The sequence below is a fragment of the Domibacillus tundrae genome, assembly GCF_000970675.1.
In the GTDB taxonomy this organism is placed as follows: domain Bacteria; phylum Bacillota; class Bacilli; order Bacillales; family Domibacillaceae; genus Domibacillus; species Domibacillus tundrae.
In genome coordinates this window covers 75593-94171 of record NZ_LAJA01000014.1, presented here as the reverse complement: position 1 = coordinate 94171, position 18579 = coordinate 75593, and the positions used below count along the sequence as shown (strand labels likewise).

Annotated in this window: 24 protein-coding genes; 2 read left to right on the top strand and 22 right to left on the bottom strand. The window is 45.4% G+C overall.

The genetic code is table 11. The features are described from left to right. Positions 1-2: 2 nt before the first annotated feature. From dxs to VQ00_RS12180, 22 genes are all read right to left on the bottom strand, one after another. Positions 3-1898, bottom strand: a complete 1896-nt coding sequence (gene dxs / locus VQ00_RS12285; protein WP_046180427.1) for a 1-deoxy-D-xylulose-5-phosphate synthase — start codon at positions 1896-1898, stop codon at positions 3-5. Between the two features lie 92 nt (positions 1899-1990). Beyond that, on the bottom strand, positions 1991-2851 hold the full coding sequence (locus VQ00_RS12280; protein WP_046180600.1) for a polyprenyl synthetase family protein: 861 nt from the start codon (positions 2849-2851) through the stop codon (positions 1991-1993). 17 nt (positions 2852-2868) lie between these two features. Then, positions 2869-3099 (bottom strand): exodeoxyribonuclease VII small subunit, encoded by a 231-nt coding sequence (gene xseB, locus VQ00_RS12275; RefSeq protein ID WP_046180426.1) that lies wholly within the window; start codon positions 3097-3099, stop codon positions 2869-2871. Next, a complete protein-coding gene (gene xseA / locus VQ00_RS12270) occupies positions 3089-4444 on the bottom strand; it encodes an exodeoxyribonuclease VII large subunit (protein WP_046180425.1) in 1356 nt (451 codons plus the stop codon). Before xseA ends, xseB begins: the two co-directional genes overlap by 11 nt. A gap of 114 nt (positions 4445-4558) precedes the next feature. Next, complete coding sequence (folD, locus tag VQ00_RS12265) at positions 4559-5413, bottom strand: bifunctional methylenetetrahydrofolate dehydrogenase/methenyltetrahydrofolate cyclohydrolase FolD (protein WP_046180424.1); 855 nt, start codon at positions 5411-5413, stop codon at positions 4559-4561. A gap of 15 nt (positions 5414-5428) precedes the next feature. Beyond that, entirely contained in the window at positions 5429-5821 is a 393-nt protein-coding gene (nusB, locus tag VQ00_RS12260) for a transcription antitermination factor NusB (protein ID WP_046180423.1), read from the bottom strand. Between the two features lie 198 nt (positions 5822-6019). Further along, positions 6020-6439 carry an Asp23/Gls24 family envelope stress response protein gene (locus VQ00_RS12255; RefSeq protein WP_046180422.1) on the bottom strand — a complete coding sequence of 140 codons (420 nt, stop codon included), beginning with the start codon at positions 6437-6439 and terminating at the stop codon, positions 6020-6022. Positions 6440-6455: 16 nt separating this feature from the next. After that, positions 6456-7814 (bottom strand): acetyl-CoA carboxylase biotin carboxylase subunit, encoded by a 1359-nt coding sequence (accC, locus tag VQ00_RS12250; protein ID WP_046180421.1) that lies wholly within the window; start codon positions 7812-7814, stop codon positions 6456-6458. A gap of 13 nt (positions 7815-7827) precedes the next feature. Continuing rightward, positions 7828-8322 (bottom strand): acetyl-CoA carboxylase biotin carboxyl carrier protein, encoded by a 495-nt coding sequence (accB, locus tag VQ00_RS12245; RefSeq protein ID WP_046180420.1) that lies wholly within the window; start codon positions 8320-8322, stop codon positions 7828-7830. Positions 8323-8472: 150 nt separating this feature from the next. Next, complete coding sequence (locus tag VQ00_RS12240; RefSeq protein ID WP_046180419.1) at positions 8473-8991, bottom strand: SpoIIIAH-like family protein; 519 nt, start codon at positions 8989-8991, stop codon at positions 8473-8475. Further along, positions 8991-9533 carry a hypothetical protein gene (locus tag VQ00_RS12235; RefSeq protein WP_046180418.1) on the bottom strand — a complete coding sequence of 181 codons (543 nt, stop codon included), beginning with the start codon at positions 9531-9533 and terminating at the stop codon, positions 8991-8993. Before VQ00_RS12235 ends, VQ00_RS12240 begins: the two co-directional genes overlap by 1 nt. Then, positions 9526-10026, bottom strand: coding sequence for a stage III sporulation protein AF (locus VQ00_RS12230; protein WP_046180417.1), 501 nt, complete (start codon positions 10024-10026; stop codon positions 9526-9528). Before VQ00_RS12230 ends, VQ00_RS12235 begins: the two co-directional genes overlap by 8 nt. Positions 10027-10030: 4 nt before the next feature. Continuing rightward, positions 10031-11116 (bottom strand): stage III sporulation protein AE, encoded by a 1086-nt coding sequence (gene spoIIIAE / locus VQ00_RS12225; protein ID WP_052728519.1) that lies wholly within the window; start codon positions 11114-11116, stop codon positions 10031-10033. Positions 11117-11119: 3 nt separating this feature from the next. Continuing rightward, positions 11120-11578 (bottom strand): SpoIIIAC/SpoIIIAD family protein, encoded by a 459-nt coding sequence (locus VQ00_RS12220; RefSeq protein WP_245618113.1) that lies wholly within the window; start codon positions 11576-11578, stop codon positions 11120-11122. Continuing rightward, entirely contained in the window at positions 11529-11732 is a 204-nt protein-coding gene (gene spoIIIAC / locus VQ00_RS12215) for a stage III sporulation protein AC (protein ID WP_046180415.1), read from the bottom strand. The genes VQ00_RS12220 and spoIIIAC overlap by 50 nt, the downstream gene beginning before the upstream one ends. Before the next feature lie 13 nt (positions 11733-11745). After that, on the bottom strand, positions 11746-12258 hold the full coding sequence (locus tag VQ00_RS17765; RefSeq protein ID WP_052728517.1) for a hypothetical protein: 513 nt from the start codon (positions 12256-12258) through the stop codon (positions 11746-11748). Next, positions 12255-13148, bottom strand: coding sequence for a stage III sporulation protein AA (spoIIIAA, locus tag VQ00_RS12205; protein ID WP_082091555.1), 894 nt, complete (start codon positions 13146-13148; stop codon positions 12255-12257). Before spoIIIAA ends, VQ00_RS17765 begins: the two co-directional genes overlap by 4 nt. A 95-nt stretch (positions 13149-13243) precedes the next feature. After that, positions 13244-14350 carry an acyl-CoA dehydrogenase family protein gene (locus tag VQ00_RS12200; RefSeq protein ID WP_046180597.1) on the bottom strand — a complete coding sequence of 369 codons (1107 nt, stop codon included), beginning with the start codon at positions 14348-14350 and terminating at the stop codon, positions 13244-13246. 109 nt (positions 14351-14459) lie between these two features. Further along, a complete protein-coding gene (efp, locus tag VQ00_RS12195; RefSeq protein WP_046180413.1) occupies positions 14460-15017 on the bottom strand; it encodes an elongation factor P in 558 nt (185 codons plus the stop codon). 19 nt (positions 15018-15036) lie between these two features. Beyond that, positions 15037-16098, bottom strand: coding sequence for a M24 family metallopeptidase (locus VQ00_RS12190; RefSeq protein ID WP_046180412.1), 1062 nt, complete (start codon positions 16096-16098; stop codon positions 15037-15039). Between the two features lie 3 nt (positions 16099-16101). Then, entirely contained in the window at positions 16102-16539 is a 438-nt protein-coding gene (aroQ, locus tag VQ00_RS12185) for a type II 3-dehydroquinate dehydratase (protein WP_046180411.1), read from the bottom strand. 60 nt (positions 16540-16599) lie between these two features. After that, positions 16600-17019 carry a YqhR family membrane protein gene (locus VQ00_RS12180; RefSeq protein WP_046180410.1) on the bottom strand — a complete coding sequence of 140 codons (420 nt, stop codon included), beginning with the start codon at positions 17017-17019 and terminating at the stop codon, positions 16600-16602. 108 nt (positions 17020-17127) lie between these two features. On the opposite strand from VQ00_RS12180, the gene VQ00_RS12175 reads away from it, so the two are divergent. Both VQ00_RS12175 and VQ00_RS12170 read left to right on the top strand, forming a co-directional pair. Beyond that, entirely contained in the window at positions 17128-18066 is a 939-nt protein-coding gene (locus tag VQ00_RS12175) for a DUF1385 domain-containing protein (protein WP_046180409.1), read from the top strand. 36 nt (positions 18067-18102) lie between these two features. Beyond that, complete coding sequence (locus tag VQ00_RS12170) at positions 18103-18489, top strand: SA1362 family protein (RefSeq protein WP_046180408.1); 387 nt, start codon at positions 18103-18105, stop codon at positions 18487-18489. The last annotated feature ends 90 nt before the right edge of the window (positions 18490-18579 follow it).

Here is an 18579-nt window from a genome sequence, read left to right as displayed (position 1 = left end):
CGTTATGCACGTTCCTCTTGTTTTTCCCGAACGAGAGCTGTTAATTTACGAACCGCTTCTTCCCTCGTTAAGTGAATGTCTTCAAGCAGCATTGTCACACTGCCATGTTCAATAAACTGATCTGGAATCCCCATTCGGTCAATGACTACACCGTGATGACCTGATTCGTGCGCTTCTTCAAGAACCGCGCTGCCGAATCCGCCTTCAAGTATGGCTTCTTCAATCGTTAAAATCGGTATGTGTTGGGTAAATAGTTCGTTCAGCATCGTGTGATCAAGCGGCTTAATAAAACGGGCATTTACAACTTTGACACTCATGCCGCGGGCTTCCAGCTCTTCTGCTGCTTCAAGCGCCATCGAAATAGTTGTACCGAACGTTAAAACAGCCGCATCTGTTCCTTCTTTTAATACTTCCCATGAACCAATTGGAATAACACCAAGCTGAGGATCTATGTCAACACCAAGCCCGTTGCCCCGCGGAAAACGCATTGCGATTGGACCATCGTCATATTGAATCGCGGTGTTGACCATATGGCGCCCTTCATTTTCGTCTTTGGGCATCATTAAAATCATATTGGGCAAGTGGCGGAGAAACGCAATATCGAACACGCCTTGGTGCGTTTCACCATCTCCTCCAACAAGTCCGGAGCGGTCAATACCGATAAACACATTTAAATTTGGACGGCAAATATCGTGGACGACTTGGTCATAAGCACGCTGCAAAAATGTCGAATAAATAGCTAGAAACGGCTTCATGCCTTGTGTGGCAAGTCCGGCAGCAACTGTTGCAGCATGCTGTTCAGCGATGCCGACGTCAAACATCCGTTCAGGAAATTCACTGGCAAATCCAAGCAATTTAGAACCAACCGGCATCGCTGGTGTAATGGCAACGATACGCTCATCAGTCCGGGCAATTTCACGTACCGTCTCACTGACCACTGCACTCCAAGCGGGCGGTTCATTTTTCGCTTTAATCATGTCACCCGTGTCCATTTTATATGGACCTGTGCCATGCCAAGAACCGACTATATCTGTTTCAGCGGGCTTGTACCCTTTACCTTTTTTCGTAATAACATGAACAAGAACCGGTCCCTCTGTCCGCTTCGCCTGCTCCAGGCTTTTGATTAAATCAGCAAAATTATGTCCATCAATCGGACCGAGATACGTAAAGCCGAATTCTTCAAAAAACATGCCCGGAACAAACATATACTTTAAGCTGTCTTTCATCCGTTCTGCTGTTGAAGCTACTTTACCGCCCACGGCCGGAATCCGCTTTAATAAAAGCTCTAAATCATCTTTCAGCTTATTATATTTACCGCCTGTTCTCATTCTTCCAAGCATGTTATGCATCGCACCAACATTTGGGGCAATCGACATTTCATTGTCATTTAAAATGACGATCATATTCGTTTTTTCATGACCGATATGATTGAGTGCTTCCAATGCCATTCCGCCTGTGAGCGCACCGTCTCCAATTACCGGAACAATATGGTCGTCTGATTTTTTCAAGTCACGGGCAATTGCCATGCCCATTGCAGCGGATAACGACGTCGAGCTGTGTCCAGTCTCCCATACGTCGTGTTCGCTTTCATTCATTTTTGGAAATCCACACAGTCCTTTATACTGGCGCAGCGTGTCAAATCTATCCGCCCGGCCGGTTAAAATTTTATGGACATAGGATTGGTGCCCGACATCAAATAAAAATTTATCTTTTGGGCTTGTAAAACAGTGATGGAGAGCAACAGTCAACTCGACAACTCCAAGGTTGGGGCCAATATGCCCGCCTGTTACAGATAGTTTCTCAATGAGAAATCTGCGGATTTCCGAGCTTAGCTGCTCCATTTCATGCACATTCATTTTTTTCACAAAAGACGGGTCTTTAATGGATAATAGATCCAAGTGGATCAGCTCACTTTCCTGACTGTTTCAGTTTTAGTTAAATGTACCGCTATTATAGCACAGGCCGATTGGCGCTAACAATTTTCGTCATTTTACGATGTGCGTTTCGCAATTAAATCAGCAAATGCTTCTAAAAGAGGCGCCGGCCTTTTTAATAAAGCGATGGCTTTTAAAGCACCTTGCAGCTCTTCAGATAGTTTTTCTTTCGCGCCGTCCATGGTCAATAAAACCGGATATGTACTTTTTTCATTTGTTTCGTCACTGCCGACCGGCTTGCCGATTTCTTCTTCCGTCCCTTCTACATCTAAAATGTCATCACGGATTTGAAAAGCCAGCCCGATATGGCGCGCATACGTTTCAAGCAGCACTGTTTCTGCCTTATCTGCACCGCCAATAAGAGCACCAGCCATGACACTAAATTCAAGCAAGCGTCCTGTTTTTTGATGATGAATATATTCAAGTTCAGCAAGGGAAAGCATTTTTTGTTCCCCTTCCATATCGGCAACCTGCCCGCCTGCCATACCAGCCGGACCCGCCGCAAAGGACAGCATGCGGATTAATTGAACAGCCTGCTCCGGTGAATACACATCGGAACGGGCAATGATTTCAAACGCATACGTCAACAGCGCGTCACCTGCTAAAATGGCTGTTGCTTCACCAAACACTTTATGATTTGTCGGCTTTCCACGCCGCAAATCGTCGTCATCCATTGCAGGCAAATCATCATGAATTAACGAGTACGTATGGATCATTTCAAGTGCGCAGGCAACATCAAACCCTTGTTCCGCTTTTTGTCCATACGTTTCAAGCGCCGCAAATAGGAGCATCGGTCTAATCCGTTTTCCTCCCGCTTTTAATGAATACGCCATCGCTTCTTTCAGCACATCCGGTGCCTGTAATGTGTTAACGTACTCAAGCATATACGGTTCGAACAATTCCAGCTTTTCGTCCATATATTTTTTTAAATCCTTCACACGTCCTCACCATCCAAACGAAATGGCTGATCTCCATCGTTTGTTACCAGCTTAGCCAGTTCGGTTTCCGCTTTTTTCAGCTTGCTGTGGCATAAAGCAGACAATTCCATCCCGCGCTTATATTCTTCTAGCGCTTCTTCCAGGGGCACGTCCCCTTCTTCCAGACGCGCAGTGATTTTTTCCAGCTGCTCCATTGCCTGTTCAAAGCTTACATTTTCAAGTTTCATCTTTCTTCCCCCCGATTAAGTCGACATGTGCATGAATCGTGCCGTCAGTCATCTGCACACGAATGCGGTCTCCTTTTTCCACATCTTGGACTGTTTTTATCAATATTTCGTCATCACTGTATATAAGGCTGTACCCTCTTTCCATCACTTTTAGTGGACTGAGGGCATCGAGCATGGCAATATTTTGTTGAAAAGCTGATTTTTTTTCATTTACAGCTGATTGGGTCAGCCAGTGCAGCCGTTTTTTTATTTTTTCAAGCTGTACCGCTTCGAATTCAATACGCGGGCCGGGACCCATTCTTGAGAGACGGAACGATGCATGCTGCACAGCTGTTTTTTTTCGATCGACCAATAATTTTGCACGGTGGATGAGCTGTTCTTGCAGCCGGTCCGCCCGCTCAAATTGCTGTCTGTAAAGCGCTTGTGGGTTACGCATTACGTAGGCGTTTAAAATGGCTTGATGCCGGTTTCTTGAAGAACGGATTTTTTCTGAAGCAGCCCGCATGAGGCGATTTTCTTTCGCCTTAATTCGTTCCGATACTTCTTCAATGTGCGGAACCGCCATTTCTGCTGCTGCTGTTGGGGTCGGTGCCCGTAAATCGGCAACAAAATCAGCAATCGTAAAATCGGTTTCGTGGCCAACGGCAGAGATAACCGGAATCTTTGAGGAACGGATCGCCCGGGCGACTGCTTCTTCATTAAAGGCCCACAGTTCTTCGATTGAACCTCCGCCGCGCCCGGCAATCACAATATCCGCACGGCCATCTTCATTGGCTTTTTCAAGCTGGCTCACAATCGATGCCGCCGCGCGGTCTCCTTGGACAAGTGCCGGATAAATGAGCACTTCAGCAGAAGGATAACGACGGTTAATCGTCGTTAAAATGTCCCGAATCGCTGCACCGGTTGGCGAAGTTACCACAGCGATAGAAGAGGGATAAGCCGGTATCGAGCGCTTGACATCTGTGCGAAACAGCCCTTCCTGCTCAAGTTTCTTTTTGAGCAGCTCAAATGCAGCAAACAAATTACCGGCCCCATCCTGCTGCATTGTTTTTACATACATTTGATATTGACCGCTTGATTCATATATGGTCACGTCCCCCGTCAAAATAACTTCCATGCCGTTTTCAGGACGAAATGTTAACGACTTTGCAGAAGCGGCAAACATCACTGCCATGATGCGCGCACTGTCATCTTTCAGCGTGAAATACAGATGTCCGCTCGAATGGTGCTTCACGTTGGACAGCTCGCCTTTTACGGCCATATTTTTCAAATGCGGGTCCGCATCAAATTTTCTCTTTATGTATTTCGTTAACGCTTTAACGGTCAAATGCTGATTTGGCTCCATCTCTGTTCACCTTTTTCTTCACAAGAAATGCGCAAGGCGCTTTATATTCATAAAAAAACTGTCTTTCCGATTATAACACGATCGAAAAGACAGTTTCATTCATCTACTATGAATTTATTTCGCTGCGAATGCTTTTGCTGATTTCACTGTGTTGTAAAGAAGCATTGTAATGGTCATCGGACCAACACCACCTGGCACCGGTGTAATGGCACCCGCTGTTTCTTTCGCACTGTTAAAGTCAACATCGCCGCACAGCTTGCCTTCTGCGTTTCGGTTAATCCCGACATCAATAACAACTGCGCCCGGCTTTAAGTGGTCTGCTGTTACATAATTGGCAATGCCTACTGCCGCAATAACAACATCTGCCTGACGCGTGATCGACGGCAAGTCTTTCGTACGGGAATGGCAAATCGTGACCGTTGCGTTATGCATTAATGAAAGCAATGCAGCCGGCTTGCCGACAATGTTGCTTCGTCCAATAACGACAACATGCTTGCCTTCAAGCGAAATATTCTCTTTCTCGAGCATTTTCATGATGCCATATGGCGTACATGAATAAAACGTATCTTTACCAATCACCATTTTTCCGACGTTCACTGGATGGAAGCCGTCAACATCTTTTTCAGGAATAATCGCATCGATCACTTTGTCTTCAGAAATATGCTTCGGAAGCGGCAGCTGGACAAGAATACCGTGAATGTTTTCGTCGTTGTTCAGTTCCTCTACTTTTTGCAAAAGCGCTTCTTCCGTCCAACCAGCTGGAAAGCGGTGAACTTCTGAATGAATACCGATTTCTTTGCTGCTTTTTTCTTTGCTGTTTACATACGTATGAGAAGCTGGGTCGTCCCCAACGATCACGACCGCAAGCCCCGGTGTTGTGCCGGATGCTTTCAGCGCATCAATTTCTTCTTTTAGTTCTGCACGAATGTCTTTCGCAATTGCTTTTCCGTCAATAATAGTTGCTGTCATGAAAAAACCCCTCACTTAGTCCATTAATTGATTGATTTTTGATAAAACACCATTAATAAATTTCCCAGCGCGTTCATCACTAAAATACTTCGCCAGTTCAATTGCTTCGTTTATGGCCACTTTAGCTGGAACGTCGTCTGAATAGTTCATTTCGTATACAGCGAGGCGCAAAATGTTGCGGTCAACTTTTGCCAATCGGTCAAATGACCATTTTTCCAGATTATTTTTAATCATTGCATCAATTTCATCACGATGTGTTTCCACACCGGCAACAATTTCCTGCAAATAACTGCTGTCACTTTCATCGCCGTTTAACACGTTCTCAACCGCTTCCGCTGACTCCGCTCCACTTAAATCCATCTGATAAAGAGCCTGTATGCCCTTTTCCCGTGCCGTGCGTCTATTCATTCGATTGCTCCTTTATATTTAATGCCTTTTTGATCATAGCATAAAAAACCCTTGTCGAAAACAATCGAAAAGTGCAAGGCGCCTGTTTATCGGCGACAAGCATAAGATGAGCACTAGCGGAGGCGCTTTTTGCCTGCAGAAGGGCTTGTCTGGATAAAATGAGAAAAACGCCCCGGCAATGCCGGAGCGCTTTTTCTTTTACACTTCATCCTGGTACTCAGGTTCTGGCTGCTTCGTTTCAAATTGAATCCCAACAATATGAATGTTTACTTCGTCTGCTTCTAGTGCCGTCATGTTTAAAAGGGTCTGACGAATCCCTTCTTGCACGAGCTTCGCGACCCGAGGAATGGAGACGCCAAATTTCACAACACAATACACATCCACTTTTATGCCTTCTTCGGTTAACTCAACCCGGACACCTTTGCCATGGTTTTTCTTGCCGAGACGTTCCACAACACCCGCCGCAAAGCTGCCGCGCATTTTTTCCACTCCGTCGACTTCTGATGCGGCAATGCCGGCAATGACTTCAATCACTTCAGGCGCAATTTCAATGCGGCCATGGCCGCCTTCTCCATTACTCATTTCAAGTACCTGATTTACAGCTTGCTGTTCTGACATGCTGTGCACCTCCGAATTAAGATTGAGTTTTCATTACATCGTACGTTTCTAGAAATTTCGTATTAAAATCCCCGCTAATAAATACGTCATGCTCAAGCAGTTTTTGATGGAATGGAATGGTTGTGTGAACACCTTCCACCACAAATTCTGACAACGCCCGCTTCATCCGCGCAATTGCCTCTTCCCTCGTTTTTCCGTGCACGATTAATTTCGCGACCATTGAATCATAAAATGGCGGAATCATGTACCCTGGATAAACGGCAGAGTCGATGCGGACACCAAATCCACCTGGCGGAAGATATCCTTCTACTCTTCCAGGTGATGGCATGAAATTTTTCTCCGGATTTTCAGCATTAATCCGGCATTCAATCGCCCAGCCGTCAAATGTGACATCTTCTTGTTTAACGGACAGTACTTCGCCGGAAGCAACGCGGATTTGTTCTTTGATCAAATCAACACCCGTAACCATTTCAGTTACTGGATGCTCTACTTGGATACGCGTGTTCATTTCCATAAAATAAAACATGCCGGCATGTACATCATAAATGAATTCTACCGTGCCTGCCCCTGTATAATCAACTGCTTTGGCTGCTTTTATGGCTGCTTCACCCATTTCGGCTCTTATTTTTTCATTTAATGCCGGTGATGGTGTTTCTTCAAGCAGCTTTTGCATGCGACGCTGAATCGTACAGTCCCTCTCGCCAAGGTGAATGACATTGCCATGTGTATCAGCCATCACTTGAATTTCAACGTGGCGGAAATCTTCAATAAACTTTTCAAGATATACGCCTGGATTGCCAAAAGCCGTCGCCGCTTCTTGCTGCGTCATGTTGACACCTTTTTCAAGCTCCGTCTCATCACGCGCGACACGGATACCTTTTCCGCCGCCGCCTGCTGTTGCTTTAATGATAACCGGATAGCCAATCTGAGCAGCGATAGACAAACCTTGTTCTACATCCTTTATAATCCCATCCGATCCTGGAACGATCGGCACGCCTGCTTTTTCCATCGTATCGCGCGCGACATCTTTTGTCCCCATTTGTGTAATCGCTTCGGGTGATGGGCCGATAAAAATAATATTGCATTCACGGCACAATTCCGCAAAGCTTGCATTTTCCGCCAAAAAGCCATAGCCGGGATGAATGGCATCTGATTCTGTTAATTTGGCAACGCTGACAATGTTTGTGAAATTTAAATAGCTGTCTTTTGAAGCTGTTGGTCCAATGCAGTATGCTTCGTCTGCTAACTGCACGTGAAGCGCTTCACGGTCTGCTTCTGAAAATACAGCGACCGTTTCAATCTGAAGCTCTTTGCAGGCACGAATAATCCGAACTGCAATTTCGCCGCGATTGGCAATTAATACTTTTTTAATCATGGCAAATTCTCCTTTATTCTGGTTTGACTAAGAAAAGCGGCTGGCCGTATTCAACGAGCTGGCCGTCTTTCACGAGGATTTCGACAATTTCGCCGTCTACTTCTGCTTCGATTTCATTAAAAAGCTTCATCGCCTCAACAATACAGACTACGGAGTCTGATTGGATTTTAGATCCAGGCTTTACGTACGCTTCTTTGTCTGGCGACTGAGACTGGTAAAATGTACCAACCATTGGCGAGGTGATTTTATGTAAACTTGAATCATCTGCTGCTGACTTCGGTGCTTCCGGTACCGGTGCTTCTTGAATAGCTGGCGCTTTCGGCGTCTCCTGCACAGCCTGTGTAGTATGTTGAACATTTGATGCCGGTGCTTCCGGTGTTGCAGCATATGTAGTCTTTCCGGTTGATTTTTTCATTTTCAGCTTGCTTCCCGCTGACTCAAATACAAATTCTTCAATCCCTGATTGGTCGACCAGCTTGATCAACTCTCTAATTTCTTGCACTTTCATGTACCCAACACCCCTTTTAGGAAATAAATAGATGAGCCGTTTTCATCCAGCGAAAAAAGCTCCTTCTCTCATTTTATCTTTTTTTCTTCAATTAGCAAATACAGAATATGAATGAAACAAGCCCGCTTCGTAAAAAAGCGGGTCTTTTTTTTATTTAAATGGCTCAAATTCTACTGAAACAGGCATTTTATCGCCCATTTCTTCTTTTGCCAGCCGGATCAGTTCATTGGCCTCCTCAGTAGAATGGCTGTCCGCTTTTACGGTAATTCGAATCTCGCCTTCCATCGTTCGGACGAGCGCATCCTCATATCCTTTTGACTTAATAACCGTTTCTAGCATCCGTTCGCTTGAAGCCTGTTCATCCAGCTGCTGCATCGTTGTGTATGCTTCATCTTTTTCTTCGGCCGACAAATCAGCAGACGCCACCTTCGCCGTTAATTCTTCTTTCTGGCGGCTGCGTTCTTCTTCTGCTTCAAGGCGAATCATTTCAAACACTTCATCATCCGGCGTTTCTTCAACAGCCACGTCCACATCTTCCGTTGGTTCAGGAACGGTTTCTTCAAGTGTTGATACTGGCAGTAATTTTTCAGGACCGGTCACATAATAAACACCAAGCACAGCAGTTAAACTGACCATTGTAAACAGCCAAACGGTTTGTTTTTTCGGCATTAGTTTTTCCCTCCTGTTTTTCCCGGCATGACGGCTACACGGTGCATTGGAACACCAAGCACACGTGTGACTGCTTCTACCATTCGCTTTTTCACCTGGACCCGCTCAACACCTTTGGCGACAATTAATACCCCTTGAATGTCCGGCTTGCGCGTTTCCCTCATAACCGGACTTTCCACATCTCCGTTCCGAATAACAGCCATTTGTTCATCTGTCGTGTTTTCGCCACTCCCCTTTGAAGAAGCTACATTTTTTTCATAGACGCTTCGCTCCGAGGAAGCAAGATTGACAATGACTGAGACATCTGAGACGCCGTCGATTTTATTAAGCACACGGGTCAGTTCTGATTCATAGTTTTTTTTCAAATCGGTTTCCGCAGCAGCAACAGGCTCTGAGGCGGTTTTCTCAGGTGGTTCAGATCCATTTAAATCACTAAGAGCCATGAGAGCAATCCCGACGCCAAGCATGATGGCCGCCCACTTCAGCGGCTTATCCGCTTTTCCATTTTTCCACCTTGTTAGAAGCGAATGCCGGTCAGCCACCTCCCAGTTCCTCCTTTTCCATCACCATATTCAGCTGATGATCCTCAATATTCCAATTTTCTGTTAAGACATTTCGAATTTTCTCTTCTGGACAGGTCCCTTTCACAAGCACTTGAATGTTTTTTAAATCTTCACCATTCATTTCAGCCCCAACGTCGAGCACTTCACAGGAAGAAAAAGAGGCCGCGGCCATTTTCGCATCCGAATGAAGCTGTTGATTTACATACGTATTAGAAGCAAGTTCAGACACATCTGATAATTGATTCAACTGCTGCTTCGTTTCCAGTTGAAAAGACGACGTGCTTTGTTCATTGAAAAAGGAAAACGACCAGTCGGCTGAAAAAAGTGGATTAATGAGGGCTGCCATAATGACGAGCCCCGCTGCCAGCCTTACATATTTTTTCATCGGTGAGTCGGATAAGAGCATGTCCACCACAGAAGCGCATAAAAGCAGCGCCAGAACAGATGACAGCCAGTCAAAAATGGCCTGCATTGTTTCACCTCATCATATAAGCGGCATTTCCTGCTGACACAACAGCCGCCATAAACAGGAAGTACATAAAAGATACAAGCGCAAGAGACGCCAGCATAAATGACATTGTTTTCCCAATAATTTCGAGAAGAGATGCGGCAGCCGAGTCACCGAGTGGCTGCAGCACAGCAGCGGAGGCTTTATACAAGATAACAAGCACCGCCAGTTTGACAACTGGAAACAAGGCAGTCAAACTCAAAAGGCCAATACCTGCTGCGCCAGCTGTGTTGTGGATCATCAATGCCGCTCCGGATGCTGTATCAGCAGCATCCGCCATCATTCGCCCAACAACCGGCACGAATGTACCGCTTAGAAATTTAGCCGTTTTTACTGTTAAACCATCTGCAGCAGCGGCTGTCATGCCTCTCATCGTTAAAATGGCTAGAAAAACCGCCATGAAAGCGCTGAGAAGAGACAAGCTGACCGTCCGAAGCAGCGACGCGATCCGGTCTGCATTGTAATGATCCGATAACAGACTGACCAAGCTGAAGACGACGGAAAAAATGAGGCATGGCAAAATAATTTGGTCAATTAAAATACCGGATGCATTCATCATAAAAAGCAGCAGCGGCGGAAACAAAGCAGCGGACGCTACAGCGCCGCTTATCGTCAATAAAGCAATCAAAACCGGCATGAAAGCCATCATAAAAACCGTCATTTGCTCAACCGCTGCAGATACAGATTCTACTGCCAGCCGGAATGTATTCATCGCTAAAATAAAGATCGGGATTAACACAGCCGCTTCTGCCGTCTTGGTTACAGTGTGTGTTTCAAGTGCTTGTCCTACTGTTTTTAACACAGAAGCCAAAATCGACAGTAAAAAAATAATCGCGAGACTTTCTGCATGCGTAGTGATTTCAAAAAAAACATAAGATTTTAAAGTGGACAGCCAGCTCTCCAGCGAGAACAAAGAGGCTAGATCCAGATGCTCTGCGTCAAATTCCATTTTTCTCGGCATAAATGGTCCATACAGCTGCTTCAACTCACTCCATCGTTTTTCAAGCGCTGATAAGTCTGCTTGCTCGATTATTGGCTGCCATATGTGTTCCATGGATCACCGCCCTGGAAGCATGTTTAAAACTGTTTCAATCAAGAGGGTCAAAATAGGCAGAATGAGTGCCATAATGATGATTTTTCCTGCGATTTCCATCTTCGCAGCAAGTGCCTGCTGTCCCGCGTCTTTCGCAATATTAGCAATGAATTCCGAAATAAACGCAACGCCAACCGCTTTTAAGACGGTTTCAATATAAAGTGTCTCCACACCCGCATACGCAGCCATTTTTCGAACGGCCGTGATAAGCTTGGCCATTTCATCAGCAAATTGGTAAAAAAGAATGCTGCACGTAAACAAAACAAACAACAGCGAAAAACCCGGATTGAATTCATCGAGCAGAATGGCTAAAAAAACAGCGACGAGTATGATAGCGGCAATATGAGTAATCGCAATGGGTAAACCGCTCCTGTCATTGAAATAAAAAAACCGATTTAATTTTATCGAATAGCTGTCCAACAATTGTCGCGGCCATAAATAAAATATATATAAAGCCGAACAATGTTACCCACTGGGCATATTCTTTCTTGCCAAGCTGTTCTAAAATCGTATGCAAAAAAGCGGCAATGATGCCAATACCTGCAATTTTAAACAATAAATCCACGTCCATATTCATGTTTCGCCCCACCCTATAAAAGCAAAATGGCTGTCATCATGCCGAAGAGCAAACTGACCGACCGGATCATTCCGGAAAGCCGCTTTTCTTCGGCAGCAGCTTCTTCACGCTGCTTTTCAAGCTGTTTTAACACCAATTGAAGCTTTCGTGCTTCTGCAGACTGAGTGACTGCGCCCAGCATACAACCTGCCTGCTCAACAATTTGCACATCCCTTTTTTTTAATGCCAGCCCACTTGCCTGCTTCGTTAGAATATTCGTCCAAAGCTGGCCGGCGCTATCTTCAGATGTAGACAATGCTTCAGCAAATTGATCAAACGCGGCGCTCGCTGGTTTTTCAATTGCTTTTGAAATAGAGCGTGCTGCTGTTTCCATTGACTCAGCCCCATACATAATGGATGATTCAAGCATGATGAAGGCGGTCTCAAACTGGCGAATTTGACGAACGCGTTCGCCATATGAGTTTGATTTATACCAGCCGATAAACAAACTAGCGATAATAATAAAAACTGCTCCAGCCCATTTCATCCGATCACTTGGCTTTCACGTTTTAAAATGGTTAAATGATGCTCGCGGTTTACTTCAATATACGTATCAAACAGACCGCTCTCTTTAATGTGTCGAATGACTGGCCGCCGCAGTGCTTCTTTAAGAGAATGCGCATGAACCGTTGCGATGACCGCAATGCCAGCGTTCAAGGCTTCCGAAAGTGCTTGTGCATCTTCTGCACGGCCAATTTCATCGACTATAAGCACATCTGGGCTCATCGACCGGATCATCATCATCATTCCTTCTGATTTTGGGCACGCATCAAGTACATCCGTACTCGTGCCAACGTCAAGTTGAGGAACACCATGCAAGCAGCCTGCGATTTCAGAGCGTTCATCGACAATGCATGTTTTCATTGGCGGAATACCACGCTTTTCATCTCCTGTGCCAGCCGTACGGGCAATATCCCGCAGCAAGGTTGTTTTGCCGGACCTTGGGGGTCCAATCAACAATGCACTTTTCCATCCATTTTGAAATAATGACGGCAAAAGTGGAAGAGCGGCTCCTTTTTTCTCTTTGGCAATCCGGATGTTAAAAAAAGACAAGTTCGTCATGGAAGCTACTGCCCCTTCTTTAATGACGGCTTGTCCCGCAATACCGATCCGATGCCCGCCTTCAATCGTCAAATACCCACGCTTTAACTGTTCTTCAAGCCGATAAACAGAGTGCTTTGTGATTTTATGGACAAAAGCAGCGCGCTCTTGTTCTGAAAAAAAGGTAGACAGTACGTACGGCTTCGGTCCTGACAGCTCAATTTTCTGTCCGGTTCGAAGCCGGATTTCTTCAATAGCCGGATCGCTTTTCAAAAGAGGACTGACAGCCTGTGATGTCGATTCGGGTAAATAAGGCATAATGGTTTTATAGGGCAATCCGCCGCCTCCTTCCGCTCTTTTCACATTGTATGAATGAAAAAGGCACATTATCCATGAAAAAAAACCGCCAAACGAATTGGCGGTTAACTGGTTTATTGATGGATACGAGCCAGTGCATCTTGTGCAAGCGTCCGGTAGGCAATGTCGTCCATCGGCGGGTTATGAAGACCGGCACGTACATTTTGCCAATAGCGGTGAAGGGGATTTTTCTCAGACAAACTTCTGGCGCCGACAATCCGCATCGCTATGTCGGTCACCTCAATGGCTGTATTAGTAACGAATGCTTTTGCTGCAGCCATTTGCGGCTTAATCGGTTCATTCGGCTCTCGGTCGTAAAGCTCGGCCGTTCGATATAAAAATTGCCGGGCGGTCATCAGCTTCATTTCCATTTCTCCGATTGTTTGCTGTGTTACAGGTAATTCACCAATGGGATGATCAAGTGCAGCCGGTGTATACGATGCTGCAAAATGAAGTGCGTAATCGCGGGCTGCCCCAGCAATGCCAATATAGCAGGCCGGAATATGAAGCAGTGACCCTTTTCGACGGGCACGGTACGAGTCATCGAGCTTTTCAACAATGTAATGGGCCGGTATCCGTACATTTTCAAGAATTAAGTCATGGCTGGCTGTTCCACGCATGGCCACACTGTCCCACGTTTCACGAATCGACACCCCCTCCGTTGACATCGGAACGAGAAATACAGCAGAGTCACTTGTTTCAGCAATCGAAGCGGACACAAACACATAATCAAGAACCGGTGCGGCAGACGTAAATGTTTTTTCGCCGCTCAATAAATATTCATGACCATCGAGTACAGCCTTCGTTTTAAACGCTGCTCCCCGAAGCGGACTTCCAGCATTGCGCTCACTGGCTGCCGCGTTAATGAGTTTTCCTTTTTGCACTTCTCCCACTAAAAAATCAGCAATATCCGGATTCCAGTGCCGGTATTCCGCATACTCCATTAAAATGCCAGTATGCCATCCGATCGAAAGACCTGTTGCTCCGCACCCTTTCGCAATCAGTTCCTGGTGCTGGACAAAATCAACGAGTGACATACCGCCATTTTGTGGCAGCATCGCTTTCGTATAGCCAATTTTTTTCAAATCGTTTATATTTTCAAATGGAAACGAATTCAGCTGATCAAGCGCCGGCTCTCTTGATTGAAAGTCCGGGATCAGCGGTTTTATTTTTTCTTTCATGTTCAACACGATCGACCTTCTTTCTATTTGTCTTCTTTTATCGTACGAAGAAGCGGCCTAGAACGCAAATAAAAAGAACGTACCCGTTAAGGTACGCTCGCTGAAGTGATTATGCGCGTGATACGTATGAACCGTCTGTTGTATTCACAATGAGAACATCGCCTTCGTTTACGAAGAACGGTACGTTAACAGAAAGACCTGTTTCCACGATCGCCGGTTTTGTACCGCCTGATGCTGTATCGCCTTTAATACCCGGCTCTGTTTCGGTTACTTTCAATTCAACTGTGTTTGGAAGCTCAACCCCGAGTGTTTCAGAACCGTACATCATAATTGATACTTCCATGTTTTCTTTCAAGAACTTCAATTCATATTCAATTTGTGATGCCGGCAGCTCAATCTGGTCATATGATTCAGTATCCATGAATACATGCTGGTCGCCGTTGGCATACAAATACTGCATGCGGCGGTTGTCGATCTGCGCTTTTCCGACTTTTTCACCGGCACGGAACGTTTTTTCCTGAATTGCTCCTGTACGAAGATTACGAAGCTTTGAGCGTACAAATGCCGCTCCTTTTCCTGGTTTTACGTGCTGAAAATCCACAACGCGCCAAATGCCGTTTTCTACCTCAATCGTTAAGCCTGTACGAAAGTCATTTACTGAAATCATCTGTGTTCCTCCTGGAGTTTTACAAAATAATAAGTTCTTTAGTGGAATGTGTGAGCAGTTCATTCCCGCCGTCTGTGAGTATTATATCGTCTTCGATCCGGACGCCGCCGATGCCCGGCAAATAAATACCTGGCTCTACTGTCACAACCATACCGGACTGGAGCGGTTTGTCGTTCATGACTGAAAGTCTCGGGCTTTCATGTACTTCGAGTCCGAGTCCATGGCCAGTCGAATGACCGAACGCGTCTCCATATCCTCTTGACGAAATGATATCACGTGTCACAGCGTCTGCTTCCTTTCCAGTCATCCCCGGCTTAATTTGATCGACTGCTGCCATTTGCGCTTCTAAAACGACCGCGTAAATTTCTTTCAGCTGATCTGTTGGTTCGCCCACGGCAACCGTACGGGTAATATCTGACGCGTATCCTTTATAATATGCGCCAAAGTCAAGCGTCACAAAGTCGCCGGATTCAATCTCTTTCTCACTGGCCACACCATGTGGCAGCGCAGATCGGGCGCCCGAAGCGACGATAATATCAAAGGAAGAAGAAGCTGCACCACATTTTCTCATAAAAAATTCAAGTTCATTTGACACATCGATTTCTTTCGCTCCCGGCTTTAAAAAATCTAGAATGTGCTTGAACGCTGCATCTGCAATATCACACGCTTCCTTTAATATCTTAATCTCTGATTCCGTCTTAATCAAGCGCAAGTTTTCTACGAGTCCCGCGACCGGCTCAAGCGTACCGTTAAAATGCTTTTGAAGCAATTCAAACTCCTGATATGAAATGTATTCTTTTTCAAAACCGAGCGTGCGTACACCCAATGTTTCAGCCTGTCCCATCGCTTCTTCAAAAAGCGATTTTGTATGCTGAATAATGGTAAAGCCTTCCGCCTGTGCTGCCGCTTGCTCCGTATAGCGGAAATCCGTTAAAAAGATAGCGGCTTCTCCCGTCACGAGCACAGCACCCGCCGTTCCGGTAAATCCACTTATATATCGGCGATTGTATGGACTCATAATAAAAAGGCCGTCTAATCCTTTTGCAATCATTTGTGAACGCAATTTTTCAATTTGGCTCATTCCTCAGCCCTCCTTATTTACTAAAAAGTCCAGTGCCATTTCGTATCCGTACAACCCAAAGCCGCACATTTGTCCCGCAGCATGGGGCGCGATGACAGAACGTTGCCGGAATTCTTCACGAGCATGAATATTTGAAATATGTACTTCAATAACCGGTACTTTTATGCCTGCCACGGCATCCCCAAGCGCGTGACTGTAGTGTGTAAAAGCGCCAGGATTAAATACAATCCCATCCAGTCCTTCATCTTCTGCAAGATGAAGCCTTTCAACAAGCTCCCCTTCAAAGTTCGACTGAAACGTAATGACTTGCACTCCTGTTTGTTCCCCGCGTTTGACGACTCGGCTTTCAAGCTCCGCAAGTGTTGTATAGCCGTAAATGTGCGGCTCTCGTTTCCCAAGCCGGTTTAAGTTTGCACCATTCATGAGCAGAATTCTCTTCATTGTTTGTCCCCCGCCTCTTCGTTTTTCCCGATAAGTTTATCATATTCAATCGGCTGCTGACTACCTGCCTTGCTCTTGATGCCAGGAAATCGTTACACTGATAAACAGGCAGTAGCCCAAGAGAAGAGCAAAAATAGTGATTAATTGCAAAGGACTGTGATCAGCTATGAAAAAAACGATAAAAAAAAGAAGCACAGTAACAGTTATTCCTGAAAGGAATGGCTTTCTTTTCCGGAGCAGCGCATAGTATAATAAAGAAAGCACGATGGAGATAAATATGATCAAAATAGCTGCAATCCCATACTTCACAATCGTCGATGATGAAACAGCGGACAGCATCGAGATAGGATTCCAGTTAATAAAATGGAATGTATAAGCCAGCCAGCTAAACAGCAAAAGCAACAGACCAGCCGTAATGGCTGTCTCGAAAATACCACGCCTCAAATAATCAGAATGTTTAGACTTATTTTGCTTACTCATCTTCTTTCCTCCTCTGAACAAGTCTCGCTTTTATTTTAGCCGTATTACCGCTAAAATATGATTACTACCTGTCCTGCCTAGGGATGAATGAAAGAAGGAACTGATGAAATGAGTAATGAAAAGCCCGTATACGGCGGCCAGGCCGTTGTCGAAGGCGTCATGTTCGGCGGAAAAAAACATACGGTAACAGCTGTACGGCGAAATGACGGATCAATTGAGTATTTTCACTTGCCGCGCACGATCCGTCCGGCTCTGCAAACGATTAAAAAAATCCCATTTCTTCGAGGCATCGTTGCCATTTTGGATGCCGCCGCGACAGGATCCAAACATTTAAACTTTGCAAATGACCGGTATGATGTTAATCCCGGGGAGGAAGAAACAGAAGCAGAAGAACCGTCCAAGTTAACACTCGTATTCGGTGCGGCTCTCGTCGGAATCCTATCGTTTCTGTTCGGAAAATTTATTTTCACCCTTGTTCCTGTTTTTTTAGCTGTACTCACGAAACCGGTTTTTTCAAGTGATATTTCACAAATTCTAATTGAAGGATTTTTCAAGCTGGTGCTGCTGCTCGTTTACATTTATTTGATTTCAATGACGCCGCTTATTAAACGGGTGTTCCAATATCACGGGGCGGAACATAAAGTAATTAACGCTTATGAAAATGGTTTGCCGCTGACTATTGAAAATGTGCAGAAATCTTCCCGGCTTCACTACCGCTGCGGATCAAGCTTTATTTTATTTACGGTCATTGTTGGCGTTTTCGTGTATATGCTTGTACCAACTGAGCCATTATATGTACGAGTGTTAAATCGTCTGGCGCTTATTCCCGTCGTCCTTGGTATCTCGTTTGAAGTGCTGCAGCTGACGAACAAAGTCCGTGACATTCCAGCATTAAAGTGGCTCGGCTATCCAGGGCTTTGGCTCCAGCTTTTGACGACAAAAGAACCGTCGAATGATCAAGTAGAGGTTGCGATTGCTTCTTTTGAGAAATTAATTTCCATCGAAGAAAGTGCTGAAAAGGGATTAAAAGCAGACGAAATTGTCTAATATGTAAGTAACACTATTTTCCGGGAGGTGGCTTTAATGAATGTTCGTACTGTCGTTGTTTCCGTTATTACTGCACTCGCTGCCATTGGTCTCGTGTCTATGATGATCACCTCTCCCGGGCAGCTCGTGCGTCAGATTGCATATGCCGTCATCACCGTCGTGATTGTCATGTTTTTACTCCGGCTTTTTATGAAAAACCGCGCTGGCGGCAATCGCAGTGAAGACCGCGCTTATTCAAAAGCCGTCAAACAGTCTAAAAAGCGCCGTACGCCCAAAACAAGCTATAAACCGAAGCCATCCCGATCCGTGGCTTTTACTGCCGCCAAGCCGAAAAAGAAAATGGCCCGCCGCAAAAAAGCCTCACATTTAACCGTGATTCAAGGAAACAAAGGAAAACGGAACTCCCGCGCTTCATCTGAATGACTCTGTCCGTACGTTTAGGCAGAGCTTTTTTTGAACAAGTATCTGCTTTTGGTCACGAAAGAGCCGCCTCCTTATTCAGGAGGCGATGTA